Annotated in this window: 13 protein-coding genes, 1 tRNA gene, 2 rRNA genes and 2 pseudogenes (1 of these 18 running past the window's edge); 10 read left to right on the plus strand and 8 right to left on the minus strand. The window is 52.0% G+C overall.

Features of this window, described 5'->3' with window-relative positions; genetic code table 11:
- Positions 1-257 precede the first annotated feature (257 nt).
- Positions 258-2,675 (plus strand): membrane-bound PQQ-dependent dehydrogenase, glucose/quinate/shikimate family, encoded by a 2,418-nt coding sequence (locus AC3B6F_RS12440; RefSeq protein WP_489824605.1) that lies wholly within the window; start codon positions 258-260, stop codon positions 2,673-2,675.
- A gap of 189 nt (positions 2,676-2,864) precedes the next feature.
- On the opposite strand, the gene AC3B6F_RS12445 is transcribed toward AC3B6F_RS12440, so the two are convergent.
- The 5 genes from AC3B6F_RS12445 to AC3B6F_RS12465 form a co-directional block, all read right to left on the minus strand.
- Positions 2,865-4,475 carry an ATP-binding cassette domain-containing protein gene (locus tag AC3B6F_RS12445; protein WP_489824607.1) on the minus strand — a complete coding sequence of 537 codons (1,611 nt, stop codon included), beginning with the start codon at positions 4,473-4,475 and terminating at the stop codon, positions 2,865-2,867.
- A 10-nt stretch (positions 4,476-4,485) separates the two neighbouring features.
- Positions 4,486-5,325, minus strand: a complete 840-nt coding sequence (locus AC3B6F_RS12450) for an ABC transporter permease (protein WP_489824608.1) — start codon at positions 5,323-5,325, stop codon at positions 4,486-4,488.
- Entirely contained in the window at positions 5,322-6,284 is a 963-nt protein-coding gene (locus AC3B6F_RS12455) for an ABC transporter permease (RefSeq protein WP_489824609.1), read from the minus strand. The genes AC3B6F_RS12450 and AC3B6F_RS12455 overlap by 4 nt, the downstream gene beginning before the upstream one ends.
- Positions 6,281-7,945, minus strand: a complete 1,665-nt coding sequence (locus AC3B6F_RS12460) for an ABC transporter substrate-binding protein (RefSeq protein WP_489824610.1) — start codon at positions 7,943-7,945, stop codon at positions 6,281-6,283. Before AC3B6F_RS12460 ends, AC3B6F_RS12455 begins: the two co-directional genes overlap by 4 nt.
- Before the next feature lie 73 nt (positions 7,946-8,018).
- Positions 8,019-10,277: a TonB-dependent receptor family protein gene (locus tag AC3B6F_RS12465; RefSeq protein ID WP_489824611.1), complete on the minus strand. Its 2,259-nt coding sequence runs from the start codon at positions 10,275-10,277 to the stop codon at positions 8,019-8,021.
- A 311-nt stretch (positions 10,278-10,588) separates the two neighbouring features.
- Here AC3B6F_RS12465 and AC3B6F_RS12470 point away from each other — a divergent pair, with 311 nt between their 5' ends.
- From AC3B6F_RS12470 to AC3B6F_RS12510, 9 genes and pseudogenes are all read left to right on the plus strand, one after another.
- Entirely contained in the window at positions 10,589-11,803 is a 1,215-nt protein-coding gene (locus AC3B6F_RS12470; protein ID WP_489824612.1) for an acyl-CoA dehydrogenase family protein, read from the plus strand.
- Complete coding sequence (locus AC3B6F_RS12475; RefSeq protein ID WP_023943473.1) at positions 11,800-13,194, plus strand: NtaA/DmoA family FMN-dependent monooxygenase; 1,395 nt, start codon at positions 11,800-11,802, stop codon at positions 13,192-13,194. Before AC3B6F_RS12470 ends, AC3B6F_RS12475 begins: the two co-directional genes overlap by 4 nt.
- A complete protein-coding gene (ssuD, locus tag AC3B6F_RS12480) occupies positions 13,191-14,372 on the plus strand; it encodes an FMNH2-dependent alkanesulfonate monooxygenase (protein WP_023943475.1) in 1,182 nt (393 codons plus the stop codon). The genes AC3B6F_RS12475 and ssuD overlap by 4 nt, the downstream gene beginning before the upstream one ends.
- Complete coding sequence (locus tag AC3B6F_RS12485) at positions 14,369-15,802, plus strand: FAD/NAD(P)-binding protein (protein WP_489824614.1); 1,434 nt, start codon at positions 14,369-14,371, stop codon at positions 15,800-15,802. Before ssuD ends, AC3B6F_RS12485 begins: the two co-directional genes overlap by 4 nt.
- A pseudogene (locus AC3B6F_RS12490) lies at positions 15,799-17,293 on the plus strand (MFS transporter). The gene AC3B6F_RS12485 and the pseudogene AC3B6F_RS12490 overlap by 4 nt, the downstream one beginning before the upstream one ends.
- A 101-nt stretch (positions 17,294-17,394) precedes the next feature.
- Positions 17,395-18,708 carry an LLM class flavin-dependent oxidoreductase gene (locus AC3B6F_RS12495; protein ID WP_489824699.1) on the plus strand — a complete coding sequence of 438 codons (1,314 nt, stop codon included), beginning with the start codon at positions 17,395-17,397 and terminating at the stop codon, positions 18,706-18,708.
- Positions 18,705-19,646 carry an aliphatic sulfonate ABC transporter substrate-binding protein gene (locus AC3B6F_RS12500; RefSeq protein WP_489824615.1) on the plus strand — a complete coding sequence of 314 codons (942 nt, stop codon included), beginning with the start codon at positions 18,705-18,707 and terminating at the stop codon, positions 19,644-19,646. The genes AC3B6F_RS12495 and AC3B6F_RS12500 overlap by 4 nt, the downstream gene beginning before the upstream one ends.
- Before the next feature lie 481 nt (positions 19,647-20,127).
- Positions 20,128-22,332, plus strand: coding sequence for a TonB-dependent receptor family protein (locus AC3B6F_RS12505; RefSeq protein WP_408871204.1), 2,205 nt, complete (start codon positions 20,128-20,130; stop codon positions 22,330-22,332).
- 194 nt (positions 22,333-22,526) lie between these two features.
- Positions 22,527-22,874: pseudogene (locus AC3B6F_RS12510) on the plus strand (ATP-binding cassette domain-containing protein); the annotation flags it as partial.
- A gap of 375 nt (positions 22,875-23,249) precedes the next feature.
- Here AC3B6F_RS12510 and AC3B6F_RS12515 read toward each other — a convergent pair.
- From AC3B6F_RS12515 to AC3B6F_RS12525, 3 genes are all read right to left on the minus strand, one after another.
- Positions 23,250-23,326, minus strand: a tRNA-Met gene (locus AC3B6F_RS12515).
- A 51-nt stretch (positions 23,327-23,377) separates the two neighbouring features.
- Positions 23,378-23,491: ribosomal RNA gene (gene rrf / locus AC3B6F_RS12520) — 5S ribosomal RNA — on the minus strand.
- A gap of 80 nt (positions 23,492-23,571) precedes the next feature.
- A 23S ribosomal RNA gene (locus tag AC3B6F_RS12525) occupies positions 23,572-24,783 on the minus strand (it continues 1,624 nt past the right edge of the window).

The following is a 24,783-nucleotide window of genomic DNA, read 5'->3' on the forward strand; positions in this document are numbered from 1 at the left end:
ATTTCCCCACCCCCTCATTCGAGCAGGATTTGATTGATATTTGACCACTGAGTGATACAGGTAATGATCACTGACTGGTTAAGATCTTTACCCACTCATCCCTTTATCTCCGAGGGTAAAACACAAAAACGTTCGTTTTCCATGGGCGTCTCCGCGCCCACAGACACAACACGTCTCGTGGTGGCGTTTCTAAGCCAGACTCTATGAAGATTGATTGTCGTTGATCCCGTTCAAAAACGGGCTGGGAGAAGTTCCTGATGCTCACCTTGGAAAAGACAGCCTTCTGGATTGTCGAGTTTTTAGGCATAGTTCTAGGCTTAACATTGGTTTTTGGCGGCCTTTGGTTGCTCTTCCTTGGAGGATCACCATTCTATTTACTAGCAGGCGCCGCCATTATTGCCATTAGTTTTGGCCTTTTCAAACGTGCTGCGTTCGCTCTTTATACGGCTCTTGGGTTGCTTGCAGTCAGCGTAATTTGGGCGCTTTGGGAAGTGGGATTTGACTTCTGGCAGCTTGTGCCCAGGCTTCTTGCATTCATCGTTGTTGCGCTGATCGTTACAGCCCTTGCACGTCGACTATCCCAAAAAGATGGTCGTCCAGCACTTCCTCGAAGTGTCGCCAACAGTCTGGGGATTGTCCTGCTCGGCTCTCTCGGTGCGTTCATTGCTGGAATGTTTTTTCCGCACCCTACTATCGTGGCTGATTCTTCAGGGCCTGCACCTGTTATTCAGCCACAAGCGGGACAGGATAGTGGAAATGATTGGCCAGCCTGGGGACGCGACACGGCAGGAAACCGTTTCGCCCAGTTTGATCAGATCACCAAATCGAACGTCAAAGATTTGAAATTGGCCTGGACTTATCGTACCGGAGATTTGGCCATTGATGGTTCTGAATATCAGGTTACGCCGCTCAAGATCGATAACACAATGTATCTTTGCACACCTTTGAACAAGGTGATTGCCCTTGACCCTGTCACGGGAAAAGAACGGTGGCGCTTTGATCCCAAGTTGAGGATTACGGATAGCAACAGAGGCTGGAAGCGCTGCCGTGGTGTAGGGTATGCAGATACCTCCACACTTCCTGCTGAAGATATTCAGCCCGTAACAGATCAGAATAATGCGCAGTCCGCTGCAGATCTGCCAACCGCATGTCGTAAACGCATCGTTTCCACCACCAACGATGCACGTCTCTTTGAGGTGGATGCAGAGACCGGCAAGCCCTGTGAAGACTTTGGTGATCATGGCTTTGTTAATCTGCTTGAGGGACTGACTGATGCCCCAGAAAACGGATCGTATTATTTAACCGCTGCACCGTTGGTTGCAGATGGCGTCATCATGGTCGGAGGAAAGATCAACGATAATATTTCTGTTGGAGAGCCTTCTGGCGTGGTCCGTGGCTTCGATGTCCGGACTGGAAAAATTCTCTGGGCTTGGGACGCTTCTCGTGGCGCCAAGGACAGTACCCCTCTTCCTCCGGGCGAACATTATGCGCCACAGACGCCGAATTTCTGGGGTACAGCCGCTTATGACCCAAAGCTAGGGCTCGCTTATTTCCCGACCGGCAACCAGACACCGGACTTCTGGAATGGTGACCGCTTCCCATATTCTGATGAGTACACGGACGCCATCGTTGCGGTCGAAATCAAAACCGGCAAGGAGCACTGGCATTTCCGCACGGCCAATAATGACCAGTTCGACTATGACGTCACATCCCAGCCGATCCTTTATGATCTTCCTGGCAAGGATGGCACCACGACCCCAGTCATTATCCAGTTGACCAAGCGTGGTGAAGTCTTCGTCCTGGATCGTCGTGATGGGAAACCTGTTGTTCCGGTAGAATACAGAAAGGTACCAACGGATGGTATGCCGGGCATGCGTATTGCTCCAACACAACCTTTCTCCGCAATTTCGATCGGTACGACGCCGTTCAAGGAATCCGACATGTGGGGCGGCACGATCCTCGATCAACTATACTGCCGGATCCTGTTCAAGCAGATGCGTTGGCAGGGGGAATTCACACCACTGTCCGACAAGCAGCGCACTCTGATCTATCCGAGCTATTACGGTGGTTCCAACTGGGGCGGTGGCGCAATTGACGCTTCAACAGGTACGCTGATCGTCAATGATATTCGCATGGCGCAGTGGGGCCGGTTCATCAAACAGGACGAAGCAAAGCGTATCGGCCTGAAGCCGAGCGCAGAAGGTGAATATTCAGAGCAGACTGGCACGCCGTGGGGTGTCGAGCGTTCAATGTTTGTTTCTCCTCTGGGAGTTCCCTGTTTTAAGCCACCATTTGGCACCATGACCGCTATTGATCTGACCACAGGAAAAACGAAATGGCAGGTCCCGATGGGTAGCATTCAGGATGCTCCGGTGCATGGTATTGTTCCGGGTGTGCGTATCCCATTGGGAATGCCGACGATGGGCGGACCACTGGTCACCAAAGGTGGACTGACCTTCTTCCACGGCACGCTTGATTATTATATCCGCGCTCTGGACAACGACACTGGCAAGGAGTTGTGGCGTAACCGACTTCCGGTTGGTGGCCAAGGCGCTCCGATGTCCTACATTGGCCAGGACGGAAAGCAATATGTCGTCGTCGTGGTCGGTGGCGCTACCCGCACGGGCACCAACGCAAACCGCGGTGATTACGTCATGGCTTACACGCTTCCATAAAATCAGACGAAAATATTTTAGTTACCAGATCCAGGGAGAAAACTTCCTGGATCTGTTTTTCATAAACATTTTTATTTCGAAACCAATGATACCTACATATACACTCGCATTTCGAATTTCGAATTTGAATTTCTCCAAATATCGAAAATTTCATCCCCTTTTCTACATCGTGATAACATGCAGATGCGATTATTGCGTTATATTTTTAAGAAGATTCTGAGTAAATTCATGACGGGGATTTTGAAAAACATCCCTGACTTCGCCGCAATCTACTATTTTACTCTTATACATCACAACAACCTCATCACTCATTTCTTTTATGACCCCTAAATCATGAGAAATAAACAGATAGGATATTTGAAGACGATCCTGTAGTTCCTTTAGCAATTCCAATATTTGTGCCTGCACAGAAACATCCAGTGCTGAGACAGGTTCGTCACAGACAATCAGTTTGGGACTGCCTGCAATAGCACGAGCGATGGCAATCCGCTGACGCTGGCCTCCCGAGAGAGAGAGGGGAAGACGGCGAGAAACATCTGATGGTAATCGTACCAATTCCAAGAGGGACGTAATCCGGTCTGGAAACTCTTGATATGGGACACCACTGGCTTCAAGCGCATCAGCAATAATCCGCCAAACTGTCCAGCGTGGATCGAAAGAACCAAGAGGGTCTTGATAAACGATCCCCATTCCACGTCGGTATGGTCGGCGCTCTCGTTCTTTAACGCTCTGATGAGTGCCCTCCCGTATTCCATTCCACATTTTTTCATCAAACCATACATTGCCTGCATCAGGCTTGAGAAAACCTGTCACAATCTTTGCTGTTGTCGTCTTTCCAGATCCTGACTCACCTAAAATACCAAGTGTCTGTCCTCTTCGGAGGGTAAAGCTGACATGATCGACAGCAAGCCGTGATGACCCGTGTGAAACAGGATAATGCTTGACGATGTCTTTCACGACGAGCAGAGGAGGAACATCTTCTTTTTGTGAAACTGTAACGCGCTGAGGCTTGTACTGTTGTCCTGGAATCGAATTCAAAAGCACGCGCGTATAATCCTGAGCAGGGGACTGTAAAATCCTGGCAGCCTTCCCCTGCTCTATCATTCGCCCGTCTTTAACCACGATAAGTGTGTCAGCGACCTGAGACACTGCTGCGATGTCGTGGCTGATCAGCAGAATCCCATGTCCCGCATCCCGCAAATCACGAAACAGAGAAAGAACACGTGAAACAGCGCTGGCGTCTAAAGCCGTAGTTGGCTCATCTGCAATGACTATTCCGGGGTTGAGTGCTATCGCAGAAGCAATAAGCGCCCTTTGGCGCAGCCCTCCAGACAACTCGTCCGCACGTTGTTGCACACGTGTTTCGGGTTCAGAGATAGCGCTATTTTCCAAGAGTTGCAGCACTCGCTTCCGTCGCGCCAGGCGATTACGCCACCCTCGCCACTGACGATGAGCCGTCAGGGATTCCTCTATTTCCTGCCCAACGGTTCTCAAAGGATCCAGAGACGTTAATGTGTCCTGCAGCACAAAGCCAATCTTCTGCCCTCGGATTAAGCTCCACCCCTTCTCATCCAGCCCGAGAAGATCTTGATCGCCCAATTTCAAGCTTCGTGCCGTAATCTGCGCTCTTTCTCCAGCCAACCCAACCAGACTACGCGCAGTGACGCTTTTTCCTGAGCCGGATTCACCGACCATAGCCACGATTGAACCGGGTTTTATCTGAAACGAAAGGTTTTTTACGACCTGCTTTCCCTCAAAAGATATGGAGAGGTTTTCGACTGTAAGTTCCTGTCCGATCATAGCACGTACCTCATAAGGGCCTGCTTTCGAAATGACGTTGCAAAAAGCGACCTACGATTGTTGTGGAAAGCACAGTCAGTACGATGAAAAGACCTGGAAACAGGGTAAGCCACCAGGCATCAGCAATAAAATCACGCCCCATGGACATCATGGTGCCCCACTCCGGTGTCGGAGGTGGCGCTCCGAGCCCGAGAAAGGACAGCCCAGCTGCCCAGACAATCGTCTGACCAACCCCCATGGTCGCAGTCACAACGAGCGGACGAAGTGCATTAGGTAGAACATGCCGTCGAATAATGGAAAATGGCGTGTGGCCGAGGGCGCGGGCCGCTTCCACATAGCCCGAATTCCTGACCGACAGAACCTGACTGAAGATCATCTTACCATAGCCTGGCATAGCAGCGATCCCGATAGCCAAAGCTAGTGGTCCCGCCCCCGTCCCCAGACTGGCGGAGAAAAGAAGCGCCAATATCAATGCAGGAAACGAAAACAGCACATCTATAACAGCTCCAATGCCTCTTTGAAGCCAATGAGGACCAAGACCGCCTGCCAGTCCAAGGATAATTCCCCCCGAAAAACTGACGGCGACGGCCCCTGCTCCTACAAGAAGAGACTGGCGGGTGCCATGAATAACGCGTGTCAGAATATCGCGACCGGACTGATCCGTTCCGAAAGGGTGGCTCCAGTTAGGAGACAGAAAAGCATGCCGTGGCGCGATGGCGTAAGGGTCAGTCGCGCTGATCGCACTTGGAATGATGGCGGAAGCAAGAAGAAAAGCCAGAAAAGCTGTGGCTGGAAAGAGCGCAATGGGCAACTGCGTCCACACAATGAATTTTTTCGACCCGGCACTCATAGAGAAGCACTCCGCACGCGAAATGTTGCAAGACGCGGGTCGACCATTTCATGGATGATTTCGATAATCAGGCTCGCAAATATGTATGAGACTGTGACAAAGAGCACGATGCCAGTTGTTAGAGGCATATCCTGCGCGGAAACGGCATAAACGAGCGTCCGCCCAAGGCCTTTTCTTGAAAAAATAGCTTCTACGACTGCTGTTTCGCCGAGAAGTGCACCTAAAGCCCAGGCTGAAAGCGCGATTCCCGGAAGAAGGGCATGACGCAGAGCATGCCGTCGCAGAACCTGCCCCATACTCAGGCCTCGCATTCTTGCACTCAGAATAAACGGCTGATCGAGAGCAATCTCCAGAGATTCACGCGTAACCTGAGCTAGAAATCCCCCCAAAGGAATGGCAAGGGAAAGTGCTGGCATAATGAGTGATGACAGAGAAGAGCTACCAGCGGGCGGTAGCAAATGCAGCCTGAATGCGAGTATCCAAAGTAGCACAATTCCAAGCCAGAATGGCGGGAGCGCTGCCGCAGAAATATCAAAAGAGGCTGCAACGCTCGAGAGTATCCGCCCGCGCCGCACCGTGAAGAAGACTGAAGTCAGTGCGATTACCCAAGCGAAGAGCAGTGAAATGGTTGCGAGCGCCAATGTAGGCAGCATTTGTTGGCGCAAAACCTCCGCAACCCGTAGATGCTGACTGAAGGAAACGCCTAAATCCCCATGCAAAAGCCGCCATATATAAAAGCCATACTGCACGACAAGAGGACGATCGAGGCCATATTCCTTTGTAATCGCCTCGACTGCACCGGGTGTGGGATTGGCCATAGCCCCACCAAGAATGATGGTTGCCGGATCACCAGGCATCATGCGTACCGCGAGAAATGTCAGCGTTGCGGATGCGAAAAGCATCGCGGCGCTCAAGCCAACCCGACTGATCAGGCGACGGGAAATCAGGCGTTGCATCATGGTGTCATCCAGGCATCGTGAAAGTTGATGACTCGTAATGAAGGTTCAATACGTACATCATGAACATTGCTGAACACTCCCAGACGCGTAGTTTGAGAATAAGTCGTGATTTGGAGGTGCGCTTTGGCAATAATCTCTTGAGCTTGTCGATAAAGTGCTTTGCGCTGCCGGGCATCCTGCGTCGCCAATGCCTGCGCCACGACCTTATCGAAAGCCGGGCTACTATACCCTGAAGCATTCTGATGAATGCCGTGCTGAAAATGGTTAGTGAATGCAGATCCGAAGACGATACGAAGAACGTCTGGAGTATTTGTATTCCAATATCCGATGCGGACATCGTAATCCCAGGCGTCACTCCGCGCGATATTAGCCGTTTCGCTTAAAGGCTCCATCCGAACATCGAAGCCTGTTTGGCGCGCAGTCGCCTGCACCTGTTCCCAAAGGGTACGATCTGCGGGTGCAAGAACCGTGGAAATCGGGATGTGAACAATCAGTCTTTTACCCTCACGGACGCGATATCCCTCAGGATCTCTGTCTTGCCAGCCTGCTTCATCCAAAAGTTCATTGGCACGTTTCGGATCGTAATCCTTGGTATGTTCAAAATCAGGGCTGTAATCGGGTGTGGAAGGGCTCAGAGGGCCTCCAGCACGTGCATAGTGATGGAAAAATATGCTCCCTAAAGCACCATCAATATCTGCGGATCGAATGAATGCTTCACGAACACGAATGTCATTGAATGGTGGCCGAAGCGTGTTCAGAGTTCCGTTGGTCGGGTTTCCTGGTCGGTCCGCCATCAGCAATAACACGTCCGGATTGGACTTCGCCGGGGTTTCGCTCTCAGGCGGCACACTGTCAATGACCCCAACCTCGCCAGCCTGAAGCATGGCAAAACGAACTGACGGTTCGGAAACGAAGCGCCAGACGATCCCGTCAAGCCAGGCAGGCCCCTGATGACGTGCCGTGGGAGGAGCCCATGCATAAGCTGGGTTTTTCTTGAGAACGACCTCGCTCTGGTGATCCCAGTGCGTGATAATGAAGGGGCCTGATCCTACAGGGCTCTGGCAGTTTACGTCACGGGGGCGCGACAAAGCTTTGGGTGACTCAATCCCAAGAAAACCCTGGGCCAGAACATTCAGAAAGGCCGAATACGGCGAAGACAGATGAACTGCTGCGGTGTACGGATCGAGTATGTCGGTCCGGGTATATTGGCGGATATACCCCCCCGCCGTACCGGACTGTGTAGCTGGGTCCACCATATGGTCCAGATTGCTTTTTACAGCAGTCGCGTCGAACCTTGTTCCATCGGTGAAGGTCACATCGTGCCGGAGATGAAAGATATACGTCAACCCGCCATCGGCTACTTCCCAAGACGTTGCAAGCCAGGGATGAAGCATGCCCTGCTCGTCCATGGAGACGAGCCGGTCCAGATACTGCTCGGCGATATAGACTTGCGGCATATCGCCGTAAACATGAGGATCAAGGCATAGAGGCTCTCGCTCTGTTGCGAAGACAAGGGTTCCACCGCCTCGGGGAACAGTTCCATACTGTGTAGCTGTATGATGCGTCTTGCTGCCTGCATCCTGCAGATAAAACAGGACAGCAAGAAACGCTACTACAGGAACAAGCGCCAAAACTATCTTGCGGTAAGAAGAATTGGTCATGCTGCGAACATCACCATGCGCTGGCCAAGGTCTTGTCCATAAATCCTTTGACGCAGAAACCCGTACGACACCATCAGAGATGCCTCCCCAGATCACTGAGGTGTACCGTCACGCCGCCAAAAACACTAAACCCGTCGCCCGGATAAAACATTGCGGAGTCTGTATGATTCAGGTTGTAAGCAGTATAAGCGGCCGTTGCATAATGCTTGTTTCCAAGATTGCGGAAATCAAGAAAAGTACTCCAGAGCTTGTTTTTTGCTTCATACCCCAATTTTAGACCGAAGATTCCATATCTGGGTGCCTTCAATGTATTTGCGTAATCAACATAATAGCTGGAAGACGATCTGAAATCGAAGTTCGCATAGAAGCCCAGCGGATTATTATACTGAAGCTCAGCCTGATACTGCCATGTCGGGATCGATGGGAGTTTATTCTGCCCAAGAAGTGGGTCATGCTTGTAATAAAAATCATTGACCGTAAGAGCCTGACGAAACGTCAAAGCGCCATATTGATGTAGATTAAAGAGCTTTGCCGAGAGACCAGCCTCAATACCCTGGTGGATTGTTGGACTTGCATTAGACGTTCTGGTGATTTCGGCTGTAGTATTTGTAGCGCGCGTAACGACGACGGATAGCAATTCGTCTCTGACCCAACTGCGATAAAGGGTCAGGTTTCCATCAAATATACCCGCATGTCCTCGAATACCAATTTCAGCCGAATTGGCTCTCTGAGCCTTTAGTGGCCCTACAGTTCCTGTGTCATTATAGGGGCTGCCTCCTTTGACATCGTGGTAATTCCAAGTCACTGGCGGGTCTATCAGGCGACTGAAGTTGGCAAAGACATCGATATCTGGATTGATTTCATACCGCAGGCCGACGCGTGGCGTAATGAAGACATTATTATAATGCTCCCGGCTCTGAAGAGTTGAATTCGGGACCAGGCGATCAACAAGACGAATATTACGGTCAATCCAGATGACTGAAAAACCGCTGGTCAGCCAAAGATGATTAAAAATATTAAAATTATTCCCCGCAGCGAAAACCAGATCGTGTGACCCGCCGTATTTTACACGCTGATGAAGTGTCCAGTCTTCGCTATTATAAGTTGTTGATGGAACTGAAGACGTATAATATCGAGAATCTCCAGAAACCATATGTACGTCGCTCAGAATAATATTACTCTCGATTTTACGTCCGAGAAGGCGATCGCTCCGGTTATATTTGATAGAATTGTTAATATCCGTGGAACGCCACAGATTGAATTGCTGCGTCCCCGTTCCATTAAACAGCGGGTAGTCATTCCACGTTATGCCGTATTCCAGCCTGGAATCATCATCAAAGATATAGTTGGTCTTGAACCCCAACATCGTGCTCCTGGTCGGGCGCCCTCCCCAATCGTTTGGATTGATGCTTGGATTTTTGCGAAGCTGGGCCAGTGTCAGCAAGCCGCCATAATGGCCGAACCCTTCATCCCATTTAAAAATAAGCCGCGCAGACAGCTTGTCGGTAAAACGATAGCCAAGATTTGCGACAACATCCGTACGGTGCATCGCCGTATAGCTCTGGAATCCCTGACGATTGGTGCGCGCGACAGTGACGTAATAATCACCTTTCTTGTTGCTGAATGTCCCTCCCTGGCTCACCTGCTCTTTCAGTGTGCCATAACTTCCGGCTTCGAAATGAGCCATAAACCCAGGCGCGGAGACCCCCGTATGGGTTACGAAATTGATACCTCCGCCGAGAGCCGTAGCCGCATAATCAAATGCGTTGGCTCCATAGAGTACTTCGGTTCGCTGGTATCCGGTATTGTTGAGGCGGTCTTCCTGGAATCCTCCCACACCGCTGACAGTCAACCCATCGATCAGGTATTTCATTCCCAGACTGTAACCTCCGTAGAACACACCGGCTCCTGACCCTCTGATGGAGATCTTGTTTCCGGTGCTTCCACTTGTGGCCTGCGCAAAAATACCAGGTTGGAATGCCAGAGTATCCTCAAGTGTGGCTGACCTTCCCTTCTCAACCTCCTTGCTACTGATGACGGTAAAGGTTCCTGGCACTTTCCTCATACGCGTTTCGGCCGCGCGAACACCATTCGACCCAGTGACATTGATATCCTCACTCCTGGAAGGAGGAACCGGGCCATTTTTTGAGCGCGCCGTTGTGGCGTGAGATGGCGCAGGGTTGACCACTGGCCGGATGTGAGACGCGCGTGAACCAGTGCGCTTGATTCGTTCAGCGTCTTGAGCAAACGCAGCGGGAATCATGGCGCATGTTGAAAGAACGGTCATGCCAAGGAGAAGAATACGTGTGTGCCGCTCGTGAAAGGCTTTCATGACTCGTTTCTCAACATTTGGGTGATATCTCGGAACATAAAAATCGACCTTGAGGAGACACATCCCCACAGGCGATTCCCTTATTCACATATCCAAATGTATGAACGTTAATAACAACGCATTTTTAATGTTATATCTGGAAGTCGCTTTTTATCCTCATAAAACCTAGGAAAAACGCCATTTTATGAGTTTCCATTGAAATAATTAATAAGAGGAATGACGAATTAAAAATTATGCTCCCGCCGGTTTGGTGCGCATCATAAACGACGAAAACTAGTTAATTTCACCTTATATTCGTTAGGTGTCGTTGTATGTCCTCTTCTGCCAATTTTGCCTCTGCCAAAGAACGTTTTCAGCCGATCATCGAAACGATAACGCGCGCCTCACGGGAATTCGAACACGACCCTGCGCTTGTGAGAAATATTGTGCAGGAGTTGAAAGCTGCGGGGCTGGGACGCGTCCGCCTTCCGAACGAATTGGGTGGGTACGGAGCCTCCCTGAAGCAGAGCTTCAGTCTGCTGAAAGATCTGGCGACAGCAGATTCCAACCTGCCACAGATTTTCCGTGCCCATTTTGCCTTTACTGAAGGCAGACTCCGTCACGCCCACAAATCAGCCGAATGGTTTGATCGCATCCGTGAGGGCGCTCTTTTTGGTGCGGCGATGGCAGAACGCTCAGACGAAACAGGTGTATCGACCCAACTGAGTTCAGACGGGAATGAGTCTCGCCTGAATGGTACAAAGTACTATTCGACTGGCACTCTCTATGCTGACTGGATCATTGTCTGGGCCGCAGAGGGAGAGCAGCGCGCGCATGTTCTGGTTCCTTCAGACGCTGCCGGTGTCACACGCCTTGACGACTGGGATGGCTTTGGCCAGCGTCTTACCGGAAGCGGAACTACTGTTTTTGAGAACGTTTTAATTCCTCCGACACAGATTCTGGATCGTTCTGAGCCCGGGAATATTCCTGCACACTCCTATCTCGCCGCTTATTATCAGCAGTTTCATCTGGCAGCTTTAGCCGGCATTTCGGCCGCCGTGCTGCGTGATGCCGTTGACTTTGTACGCCCCAGAACGCGAACCTTCGGTGTTCCCGGAAAAGTTGTCCAACGAGAAGACTCTGTTGTGCAAGGAGTTGTGGGACGACTGTCTGCCCTTGCCTTCTCGACCTCGGCTCTGGTCGATCGCGTTTCAGATGCGTTGGCGGAAGCCGAGCCTGCTTGGCTGAGAGGCGACACCGAAAGCGTGACGTTTAGCGAAGCCGAAGAGGCCGCATTCAAGGCGCAGCAGATCGTTATCGATCAGACACTTGAAGCCGCAAACCTGCTTTTTGAAGTTGGCGGCGCATCAGCCACTAGCCAGACCAGAAATCTGGACCGCCACTGGCGCAATGCCCGCGTTCTGTCCTCACACAATCCTGCGGCACAGCGCCGTCGGGAACTCGGCGATCTGGCCTTGAACAATACTCCTCTTTGGACGCCCTACCGGGAAGGTCTGAAGAAAAATCTCTCCAAGGAGCCGGCATGAGCAAGGCGTCGGCTCCTAAACAGTTAAAAGTAAATCTCTTCGAAATGGCGTGCGTGAGTCACATCGTCCACGGCATGTGGACGGCGCCTGACAACAATCGGCATCGGTTTGGAGAAATGGGGTTCTGGCTGGAACAGGCGCGTCTGGCGGAAGACGCGGGTTTCGACGCAATTTTTCTTGCCGATGTCATTGGTGTCTATGACCGTTTCAATGGGCTTGATCCTGCTCTTCGCCTTGGTGTGCAGATTCCAAACCTTGATCCGCTTTCCCTGATCCCGGCCATGGCGGCTGTCACCACGCGTCTGGGTTTTGCTGCAACGTTCTCAACAACCTACGAGCCGCCCTTTGCCTTTGCACGACGCATGAGCACACTCGATCTTCTTACAGAAGGGCGCGTTGGCTGGAACATTGTGACCTCCTACCTCCCGAATGCGGCTCGGAACTTCGGCCTTGCAGACGAAATCGAGCACGATGAGCGGTACGAACGCGCAGAAGAATATCTGGAAGTTCTCTACAAGCTCTGGGAGCAGAGCTGGGACGAAGACGCTCTCGTCATTGATCGCGAGAACGACGTCTTCACACATCCTGATCGCGTTCATTATATCAATCACAAAGGAAAACATCATCAGGTTGAGGGACCGCACCTTGTGCAGCCCACACGTCAACGCACGCCTGTTTTATTTCAGGCAACCGGTTCCAAGCGTGGCCTTGAATTTGCGGCCCGTCATGCGGAAGCTGTTTTCATTGGTGGCCGGACCCGCGAGGAAATCCGCCACAACATTACCCGGACACGCGAACAGGCAGCCATAAACGGTCGAGACCCCAATGATCTGAAATTCTACGTCATGGCTGGACTTATCGCCGGGAAGACAGAGGCCGAAGCTCATGAGAAGCTGAAGCGTTACCGTGAGCGCTACAGTGTCGAAGCCGCTCACGTGCATGCGCAGGCTGAAATCGATTTGCGGCATTTTGACCGCTCCCTGACCATCGGAGAAGCCCTTGAGCAGTCAGGGCGTCCTTTTGGCAACATGGGACGTCGATTTGGTCCTGATCAAACGGTGGGCAGCGCACTGGATCAGATTGCCAGCTTTGAACAAGGCCGCTTTTTCGTCGCGGGAACACCTTCCCAGATCGCAGATGCCGTTGAAGACTGGCTCGATATTGATGGCATCGACGGCATTAATCTTCGCCAATACCATACGTTTGAGACGGCCAGAGATTTCGGAGAGCTGATAGCTCCTGAACTTCGTAAGCGTGGTCGTCTACCAGAGCAGAACAGCCCTCCAGAGACGCTCCGTCATCGCCTCTTCGGTTTTGACCGTCTTCCGACAAGCCATCCGGCCCGCCAGCTCTCCCTTCCCGTACAAGCCCAGATAGCGAGTTTCTCATGAGCACAAATACCGTCATCGGGGGTGTCCCCGAGAAAATCAACGTTCTTTGGTTCCTCCCTACTCATGGGGACAGCCGATATCTGGGAACACAGGAAGGGGGCCGCAGCGTTGACCTGCCTTATCTCCAGCAAGTTGCACGGGCCGCTGACAGTCTTGGATATTATGGTGTTCTCCTTCCCACAGGTCGAAGCTGCGAAGATTCCTGGATTGTTGCGTCGTCTCTCATTACGTCCACTGAAAGGCTGAAATTTCTGGTGGCTGTACGCCCTGGGCTGCAATCGCCAACCTTTGCGGCACGCATGACAGCAACTTTGGACCGCCTGTCCGGTGGTCGTCTTCTGATCAATGTTGTGACGGGCGGAGATCCAAAAGAAAACGAGGGAGATGGCCTCTTTCTCGATCATGCAACCCGCTATGAAATCACGGACGAATTCCTGTCGATTTACTCCCGCCTTCTTAAGGGAGAAATCGTCGATTACGAAGGGAAGCACTTCCATATTGCAGGTGGCCAGATCCTTTATCCGCCGCATCAGGCGGGTGGGCCTCCTCTCTATTTTGGAGGTTCGTCTGATGCAGGCATTCAGGTTGCGGCAAAACGGATCGATAAATATCTGACCTGGGGCGAGCCGCCGGAACTCGTAAAAGAAAAAATTGCTCGTGTTCGTGAGGCTGCCGCCCGTGAGGGGCGAGAGGTCAGCTTCGGAATCCGCTTTCATGTTATTGCCCGTGAAACAACCGATGAAGCCTGGGCTGCGGCTAATCGCCTGATTTCACGCCTGGATGACGCAACAATCGCCCAGGCGCAGTCTGTATTTTCAAGGCTGGACTCCGTCGGTCAGTCCCGCATGAGCGCTCTGCATGGAGGACGCCGCGACAAACTGGAAGTCAGCCCCAACCTCTGGGCGGGCGTCGGGCTGGTCCGCGGTGGTGCGGGGACGGCTCTGGTCGGAGATCCAGCCACCATTGCCGAACGGATTGATGAGTACAGACGCGCAGGCTGTGACAGCTTTATCCTCTCCGGCTATCCTCATCTGGAAGAGGCTTACAGCTTTGGCGAACTGGTCCTTCCGCTGCTTCCGACCGCCCATCCGACACGCGCAACCGGCGGTCAGAACAATATGGGTCCGTTCGGGGAGACGATTGCCAATTCCTACCGTCCAGCCCAAGCGTCTTCATGACAACGGAAGTTCAGACCAGCCGTCAGCCGGCTTCCGCCACCGTTGCAATTATCGGTGGCGGTGCGACAGGAACGATGATTGCGTATCATCTGCTTCGCGAACACCGAGACCTGGGGCCCGGCAGTGTTATGATTTTCGAGCCTCGCTCCAAGCTGGGAGCAGGCGTCGCATATGGCACCAAAGATCCTCAGCATCGCATCAATGTGCCCGCTTCACGGATGAGCATAGACACGAACAAGCCTGAGGATTTTGCAGATTGGCTCAAATGGCACAGTCATAAAACCTGTGACCCAGAAGCATTTCTGCCCTCGGGCGAGGTTTATCCGACCCGCTCAGAGTTCGGTCGCTATCTTTTTGAAAGAATAACGCCGTTCCTCATCAACAAAACGCTTCAGCATATTCAGGACACGGTCGTGTCCGTACAGCGTCATGGCGATCAGTGGCGTCTCCAGACCGCTCAAGGGATGATTTATGCCGCAGCGCATGTTGTCATTGCGACGTCGCATCCTGCCCCGGCTCTGCCGGGCCCTCTCAAAGAGATCGCGCATGACCCGCGAGTGATCTCTGATCCCTGGGCGAAGGACGCCTTCAAAACTGTGGATCCGCGGGCACGGATTGCCATCATCGGCACCGGCCTCACAATGGCGGATGTTGTAGCGACCCTGGCTGCCCAGGGACATCTCGGTCCCATTACCGCAGTCTCCCGCCGTGGCCTACGATCTCGGGGACATTCCCGTGGGGCTCCCAGCCTCTTCGGAGATTTCTCCACCACTCCCGAGAAGACAGCGCCAGACCTGCTCAAACGCATTCGTAAAACACTCACGTCTGCCCCTGAAAGGCCATGGCAAGACACCCTCGATGCCGTACGTCGCCAGGGCAAGACGATCTGGACCGCCTTGCCAGTCGTAGAACAGCGGCGCCTTGTCCGCCATCTTCGGCCTTTCTGGGATGTCCATCGTTTTCGGATAGCACCACAGGTCGAACGTACTTTGAACCTGAGGGCAGAAACTGGATTACTCACCGTTCTTGCCGCCCGAATTGAGAGCGCAGAAGCCCACTCTGATAATCTTGCCCTACACCTTCAGGAGCGTGGAGGCAGAAGGCACACGGTCTATGCAGATATTCTGATCAATACCACCGGCCCCGACCATGCAGGCATTCTGACAACACCTGGTTTTCTCTCCCGCCTGGCTGAGGATGGCTTTGTGCAGAAAGATCCTGTCGGTCTTGGGCTTTGGACGGATGAAGACCACTCCGCACTTGTTGACGGCTTGCCAGTATCCGGCCTGTTCGTTGCCGGACCACTCTCCCGCGGGACATTCGGCGAGCTTATGGGCCTGCCGGAAGTGACAGCCAACGCTCAATCCGTAGCAGCCCGACTGGCTGATAACCTTCAGAACTCAACATACGTTGAACAGGTGGATTCATGACGTCTGCTCAAACTGTCACATCCAGCACGCTTCGTCCTGTCATCCGTCATGCTGACGATATTTCGGCCATCGTCAATGCCGGACCGCAGAGCGGAGGACATGCCAACATCATCGTTGCTCTTGCTCTCGGCGGGGTCTTTCTGGATGCGTATGATCTGACCACTCTGTCCTACGGAATTGGAGACGTACAAAAACATTTCGGTCTTTCAACATCTGCCACTGGTATGGTTGCAGCAGCGATGAATGCCGGAACGGTCGTTGGCAGTATCGCTGGCGGCTGGCTGACGGACCGGATAGGCCGATACGCCGTGTTCATGGCGGACATGATCTGCTTTGTTATCGCAGCCCTTGTGGCCGGTATGGCGCCCACAGCCACCATCCTGATCCTTGCCCGTTTCGCCATGGGGTTCGGAGTAGGCATGGACCTGCCAGTAGCCATGGCTTTTCTGTCCGAATTTTCGAAACTCAGCGGAAAAGGGAGCAAAGCAAGCCGCGCCGCCGCATGGTGCCCAACCTGGTATGCAGCGTCTTCGCTCTGCTTTTTCCTTGTTTTTGCCCTTGATGCCGTCGTTCCGGCCACTCATCCGGATTGGCTATGGCGCGCGTCACTTGCTTTCGGTGCTCTTCCTGCCCTTCTGATCATTCTTGTCCGTAACCGGTACATGAGTGAATCCCCTATCTGGATTGCCCGAAATGGCGATCTGGAGAAAGCTGCCGAGATTCTGCGGGCGTCTCATGGCATTGATCCAGTTCTTCAGATCGAAGCTCCGCCGATCCAGCCACACTCTCACGGAATTCTACCTTTGTTTCGCCAGCCGCTGCTCAGGCGCGGAATTCTGGTCAGTGTCATTTCCATTGTCAGTGCCTATTCCTATGCAGCAATCGCGTTCGGCGCGCCCAGCCTGCTGGCCGGAATGCTGCACCTCGATCGCAAACAGGTTCTGATCACATCCATCATCCTGAACCTCGTCTTTGCATTTACAGGCGGTCTGATTGGGGTCCGCCTTGCACGGTACATGTCTTCCCGCAAAGTCAATATCGCCGGTTATATCCTGCAGGCTGCGTCTATCGGAACACTTGCCATCGTCGGAACGCCGCATTCCACGGCTGGCGTCATAGCGGTTCTCGGCGGATTTGCGGGCTATCTTTTCGGTCAGGGTTTCGGGCCGGGCTGTCAGCAGATGATTTACGCCACCCTGACCTATCCAACAGAAATCCGAGGCGTTGGCATCGGTATGAACCGGCTTATTTCTGGCCTGGGAGCCACCATGGCCATGTGGGCTCTTCCTGGACTTCTATGCACATTTCGGCACAAACCTGTTCTGGTTCATTCTGACTGCCCCCTTAATCGGGCTGACATTGCATCAGATCATCCGCTGGGACGTCTTCAATTATGACCCGGATGGAGACGACACATTGAAGTCTGTTCTGAGGCCCCTCTCCCGGAAAAACAAACCCCTTCAGCAGTCTGGCCTTCTCAATGAAGGCTGAGTGAACCTGAACCATATTATCTGCATTGCCACACCTCGTCTTCTCACCGTGATCGTTTCCAAGGAGCGCATGTGTCTCTTATCCCCGTAAACGCTTTTGATATGAATTGCGTCTCCCATCAGGCCAGCGGTTTGTGGCGGCACCCGGACGATCAGTCATGGCATTACAACACCCTCGAATACTGGACGAATCTCGCCCAGACGCTTGAACGGGGATTGTTCGATGGGCTTTTCATCGCAGATGTTCTTGGCATCTACGATGTGTATGGAGCTGGCCCGGACGCGGCCTTGCGCAATGCCTCCCAAGTCCCGGTCAATGACCCGGCCATGCTGATTTCCGCCATGGCCGCTGTCACCAAAAACCTTGGCTTCGGACTGACGGCAACTCTCTCTTTCGAGCACCCCTACCCCTTCGCCCGCCGCATCAGTACCCTGGATCACCTGACCAACGGGCGGATAGGATGGAACATTGTGACAGGCTATCTGAACAGCGCGGCAAAGGGCGTTGGTCAGCAGCAACAGACGTCACATGACGAACGCTATGACGTCGCACGCGATTATATGCAGGTTCTGAGAGGCTTATGGGAGAAAAGCTGGGAGGACGGTGCAGTTCTGCGAGATCGGGAAAATGGAATCTTTACAGACCCGACGAAAGTTCATCGCCTGCAACACAAAGGAAAGTATTTTGAGGTCGATGCAATCCATCTCTGCGAGCCCTCGCCTCAACGAACGCCGGTCCTCTATCAGGCAGGGACATCCAGTAAAGGCCGGGCCTTCGCTGGTGATTATGCTGAATGCGTCTTTATCGCCGGCCCCTCCAAAGAAGTCGCCCGGCATGCCGTTTCAGGACTGGAAGCGGAACTTCAGCGCACCGGACGTTCCAGAAAATCACTCAAGATCTTCTCTCTTGTCACAATTGTAACGGCCGAGAACGACGAGGCAGCTGTGGAAAAATGGGCGGAGTACAGAAAATATGTCAGCCATGAAGGTGCGTTGACGCTCATGTCAGGCTGGACAGGCGTCGATTTTTCAACGTTCGACCTGGACGACCCCGTTCGCCATATCCGTAATGATGCCATTCACTCTGCAATTGATGCGTTGACTGTTGTTGATCCGAAACGGGTCTGGACCGTCAGGGAACTCGCAGAACATGCGGCAATCGGCGGAATGGGCGTAACGTTTGTCGGTGGTCCCCAAAAAGTTGCGGATCAGATCGAAAAATGGATTGAAGACACCGGGATTGACGGCCTCAACCTCGCTTACGCCATCACACCAGGCAGTTTTGAGGACTTCGTGACATATATTGTCCCCGAACTTCAGAAACGAGGCCGGTATAAAACAGAATATCAGCCTGGGACTCTTCGAGAAAAGCTCTTCGGAACATCCGAACCACAATACAACACGGCAGCGCCATGACTGATACACATCGCCTTATCAACCGCCGCAACCTCTTGGCTGGCAGTCTTGCACTCACTTTTGCGTCCACAGCGCACGCAGCAACACCCGTCATTCGTATCGGCTATCAGCGTTACAGCACTCTGGTCATTCTCAAGGAATCTGGCGCGCTGGAAAAAGCTCTGGCTAACCGAGCGAATGTCGTATGGTCAGAATTCGTCGCAGGCCCACAATTGTTGCAGGCTCTGGTAGCAGGAGCGCTGGATTTAGGGCAGACCGGCGATGCTCCTCCCGTGTTCGCATCGGCGGCAACACCTGATGCACTTGTCTATGTCGGGCATGAGCCTCCTGCCCCTCTCGCCGAGGCTATTCTCGTTCCGAAAGACAGTTCAATCCAAACTCTTGGAGATCTGAAGGGCAAACGGATCGCGCTTAATCGCGCATCTAACGTTCACTGGTTTCTGCTCCAGGCGCTCCATAAAGCTGGCCTGTCTTTTCATGACATCAAACCGGCCTATCTTACACCCCCATCTGCTCGTTCAGCCTTTGAAAGCGGTCAAATTGATGCTTGGGCGATATGGGACCCCTATCTGTCGGGAGCGCTCTCCAGTGGGTCTCGCATTCTGACAACGGCGCAGAATATTGTCGCAAATCGAGAGTTTTTCCTCGCACGTCGTGAATTTTCAGACAATCAGCCGGGCCTTTTGCGGGAAGCACTTCATCAAATCGCTCAAACGGATGCGTGGGCTCAGGGCCATAAACCCGAAGTCTCGCATCTTCTCGCGAAGCAGACAGGACTGCCTTACGATACCGTCTACTCGGCAATCAAAACCAGAGATTTCGGCTATAAACCGATGGAGGCGGGCGTCATACAGGAGCAACAACAGATTGCCGATGGATTTTTAAAAGAAGGGCTTTTAACGTCCCATGTTGAAGTTTCTTCAGCGATCTGGAGGTGAGCCAGATCGCAGTTAGATCTCTTAACGAGCAGATATCATTGATAAAAATTTTATTTTTACACCCAATATATTCAGAAATACTCATGAAACACCTGAATAATACTTATATTTTTTTGTATAGAAAAGTTTTCATATAATTAATATGACATATGAACCATAATCTATGGTTCTCTTCGACGAGGAATATCAGAATGCGATGTAAGTGCGGTAACGCCTGAACGGCGAAAAGTCTTTCAGTGAATTACGTCAGATCCAAGTCAAAGTAACGGTATCAGCCCTCTGCCTCTCCCTTCAAATGTGAGAGGAAGAAGGAACCGATTATTATTCGTTGCCATGACACACGTAATATTCACACAAATTCCGCGCTCCGCGATCTAAATAAAACACCAGTAATACGGGGCATGAATTCCCCGTCCGGAATGAGCTTGAAATGAAGAACCAGAAAAAGCGGGTTTATTCCCATACAGATTTTCGTTTTGGCATGTCTCATGCGCGTCTGTCTTCAATCCTGTTAAGCGCAGTCGCTATGACCCCGCTCATGAGCGAGGCTGCAGAGCATAAAATCCATACAAATTATCATCGGACAAATGCTTCTGGCAAAAAACTGACATCGCCCTCAGCATTGAATAACGCATCACCGCCTCGCCCATTTGTTGCTCCCTCGAGTGAAACGATTAAGGTTTCCACTCGAAGACGCTCCGTCGTGGATCAGTCAAAAGCAGCTCTGAGTACTATTCCTGGCGGTGTCAGTGTAATTGATGCACATGAGGTTCTGAAAGGTCGTAACTTTACGAACGCTGATGCCCTCGCGTTCCAACCCGGTGTTTTTGCACAAAGTTCCGGTGGCGGCGACGGTTTGCGGCTTTCCATTCGCGGTTCCGGAATCCAGACAGGAACAAACTATTTCCGTTCAGGCATTCTGATGATGTTTGACGGGCTTCCCGTAACAACACCAGCCGGAACACCCTACGAACTTTTTGAGACGCTTGGAGTGCGATACACAGAAGTGCTCCGTGGAGCCAATGCCTTTGATTATGGCGGTCTACAACTCGGTGGGGCGATCAATTACGTTACCCAAACAGGGTATGATGCAGATCTTTTTCAGGTCAGAGCCGAAGCGGGCAGTTTCAACTACAACAAACAGCAGATCAGTTCCGGGAAAGTCATAGGAAAATCAGACTATTACATAAGCGTTACAAAATCATACCGCGGCGGATATCAGCAACAGACAGCGGCGAGCAGTTTTGGTGTTAACGCAAATTATGGATACCGTTTCAACGACAAGGTCTCCACGCGCTTCTTCTTCCGCTATCGCCAGACACAGAATGGTTATCCAGGTTTTTTGACCCGAGATCAGATCATTGATAACCCCAAGCAGGCACAATCTACATATGTCGCCCTGCACTCCAAACGCATCCAGCCCGGTTCGAAATGGTACGGCAACATGACGACCATTCGGATTGATGATCACTCCAAACTGGAGTTGGGAATTAATTATCAGGATGCCCCGATTGACATCGAAAATGGTACTACCGCCGGAATCTGGGGATACAAGACGATTGCTGGCGTGATCCGTTACAGCCGAAAAGACAAGGTTTGGGGGCATAGCAACGATACCTTATTCGGGATCGACACTTATAGCGATCTAGACGCCTGGCAAACGACGCGGACCAGAACAAGTACCGGCACTTACGCGAGCATTCCTTTTGGCACGAAACTTCGGCACGCCACCTACGGCGGCACGGATAATTATTTCCATATCAGGGATAATTTCGAACTCTTCCATAATTTCTGGCTAACCGCCGCAGGTGCCCTAGACTTCGTTCAGCGCTCAACCGCTGTCACATATCCCACAGAGAGCTCTCTTAAAACGTCGGCTGTCGGCTTTACTCCGCGCGGAGGATTTCGATATGTCATTAATCCGCATGTTTCTGTTTATGGAAACGTAAGCCGTAGTTTTCAGCCCCCCAACGACTGGCAACTGCTTTCTGGTGCAAATTATACAACCGGACCTGCTGCAGGTCTGACAGCCACAGGAGCAAGCCTGGAAAATCAAACAGCGACAACCTATGAAATTGGCACAACAGGCGATTGGCTCCGCAATAAATGGAGCCTGACATACTATTATTCTTCTGTGAGGAATGAACTCCTGTCTGTCATGACCCCTCTGTCGCAACTTTATGGAAACGCGACGTATTCAAATGCGTCTCCAACCGTACATCAGGGTGTCGAAGCATCTCTCGAAACAAATTTGTATAAGTGGTCTGGTGGAACCTTGGGATTACATCAATCTTATACCTATCAGGATTTCCATTTCAAAAACGATGCTGTTTTCGGACACAATAAACTCCCGGGCATTCCGGCTCACTTTTATCAGGGAGAAATCCGTCTCGACCTGAAGAATGGATTTTATGCTGGTTTTAATACTCAGGTTTCATCAAAAGTTTCCGGGTCTTATGACGATACCTACTTTGCCCCATCCTACCATATTTACAATGCCAACATCGGTTATGAATGGCCCGGAAAACATCGTCAGGTATTCCTCTCGTTCAATAACCTAACCAACAAGCATTATGCATCCATTGTGGTGCCCGGATATATTGCTGGAGGCAAACAACTCTCGGTAATGCAACCCGGAGATGGATTTGGCGTATTTGCCGGAATTTCGATCGGGCTGAACGATTAGAGTCTTTTTCTGTAGATATATTTATAGAATATGAGAAGCCATGGACTTCAGATCTTGGGTAAAGGAGCTCCCAAAAAGACTGCTGCCCTCTTTAAGTACCTGTCTTTCATGTATTCTCTGGGTCGGCACACTCTTGATCTGGTTATCTGATGCAAAAGTCGTCAGACTGTTTCGTGAGTGTGTACCGTCCATTCTCGGGTGGGATGGCGCAACGTGTTGCGCTGGCGCGTGCGTTGATCAATAACCCTCGTCTTCTTCTTTTGGATGAACCTCTTGGCAAGCTGGACAGCCTGACACGTCTTGCGATGCAAACTGAACTTTATCGCCTCTGGAGGTCTCAGGGCTTTACAGCGCTCATGGTCACTCATGATGTTGAAGAAGCCCTTCTTCTGGCGACACGTGTGATTATTTTCAGCCCTCGTCCAGCACGCGTCATCGCCGATCTCCGTATTGAAGACGCTCAACCACGAGACCGAGACAACCCAGCCCTTCAGAAATTAAGAACAGAAATTTTAACTCAATTGGAAGAAGCGATGTTCTGATTTTATTCTTATCTAGCCAGCATACGTTGCGCTTAGCATGATAGAAAGGTTCGCGTGCTGGTTATGAACTTGCTGCAGTTTACCTTTACTGAACTGCAGTCCGACGTGCCTAGATTCAAAGAAGCTATCTCTGTGTCACGTACGCCTTCGTTTATCAGAACTCTCCCTTGCGGGAAAAAGATTTATCTCCCTTCCTCTCCCCCAACGAGCCCTGTGAGCTCTGAGTTAGTGTTATGTTCATTAAAGCTGGTGTGATGGAAACGTGCGTGATTGCCTGGCCTTCTTTAACGAGGGTCGGGCCGCATGGCATGAGACGACTGATATGACGCGGCAACATCTGTTCAGCGGTCGATTTGTAGGGATTTATGATGGGATTGGTTGCGGGGGCAGGATTTGAACCTGCGGCCTTCAGGTTATGAGCCTGACGAGCTACCGGGCTGCTCCACCCCGCGGTGGTATGTATGATGTTGGTTTTTGGGAGGATGCTGTGAGTGGGCTGGGGGACCTGGCGGCATCGACTTTTCCGCACCTTGAGGTGCAGTATCATAGGCGCTGAGGGATTTCACTGCTGTGTTCGGTATGGGATCGGGTGTAGGGCCCTCGCAATGGCCACCAGGTCTTCCAGCCCACCCAGTCTTTTTGAGAGTGGGTGGAGGTTGGTGTTTTATGAGTGTGGCTGATTTCTGTGCATGTGTTTGATGTGAGGATTATGAGCGATTAGGACCGGTTAGCTGCATGCATGTACTGCACTTTCACACCCGGCCTATCGACGTGATCATCTTCACGGCTCTATGAGACCTTGTTTTGAGGTGGGTTTCACGCTTAGATGCTTTCAGCGGTTATCCGTCCGTACATAGCTACCCGGCTGTGCCACTGGCGTGACAACCGGTGCACCAGAGGTATGTTCATCCCGGTCCTCTCGTACTAGGGACAAATCCTCTCAAGTCTCTTACACCCACGGCGGATAGGGACCGAACTGTCTCACGACGTTCTAAACCCAGCTCACGTACCACTTTAATCGGCGAACAGCCGAACCCTTGGGACCTGCTCCAGCCCCAGGATGTGATGAGCCGACATCGAGGTGCCAAACCTCCCCGTCGATGTGGACTCTTGGGGAGATCAGCCTGTTATCCCCAGGGTACCTTTTATCCGTTGAGCGATGGCCCGTCCACGCGGAACCACCGGATCACTATGGCCGCACTTTGTCTCTGCTCGAACTGTCATTCTCGCAGTCAGGCTCCCTTATGCCATTGCACTCGACAGCCGGTTTCCGACCGGCCTGAGCCCACCATCGCGCGCCTCCGTTACACTTTGGGAGGCGACCGCCCCAGTCAAACTGCCCACCATGCAGGGTCCTCCACCAGGCTTACTGGTCTCGGTTAGACATCAGAAAAATTCAGGGTCGTATTTCAAGGGTGCCTCCATCGAAACTGGCGCCCCGGCTTCAAAGCCTCCGACCTATCTGTACAAGCTTCACAAACACTCAATGCAAGCTGCAGTAAAGGTTCATAGGGTCTTTCCGTCTGACCGCGGGTACCCCGCATCTTCACGGGGAATTCAATTTCGCTGAGTCGATGCTGGAGACAGTGGGGAAGTCGTTACGCCATTCGTGCAGGTCGGAACTTACCCGACAAGGAATTTCGCTACCTTAGGACCGTTATAGTTACGGCCGCCGTTTACCGGGGCTTCAATTCAATGCTTGCACATCTCCTCTTAACCTTCCGGCACCGGGCAGGCGTCAGGCCCTATACGTCATCTTACGATTTCGCAGAGCCCTGTGTTTTTACTAAACAGTCGCCTGGTCTGTGCCACCCAATCATGGTTGCCCACGGTTGGGTCTCGTTTATCCCGAAGTTACACGAGCAATTTGCCTAGTTCCTTCAGCATCGTTCTCTCAAGCGCCTTGGTA

This window comes from Gluconobacter sp. ESL1110, from assembly GCF_058107395.1.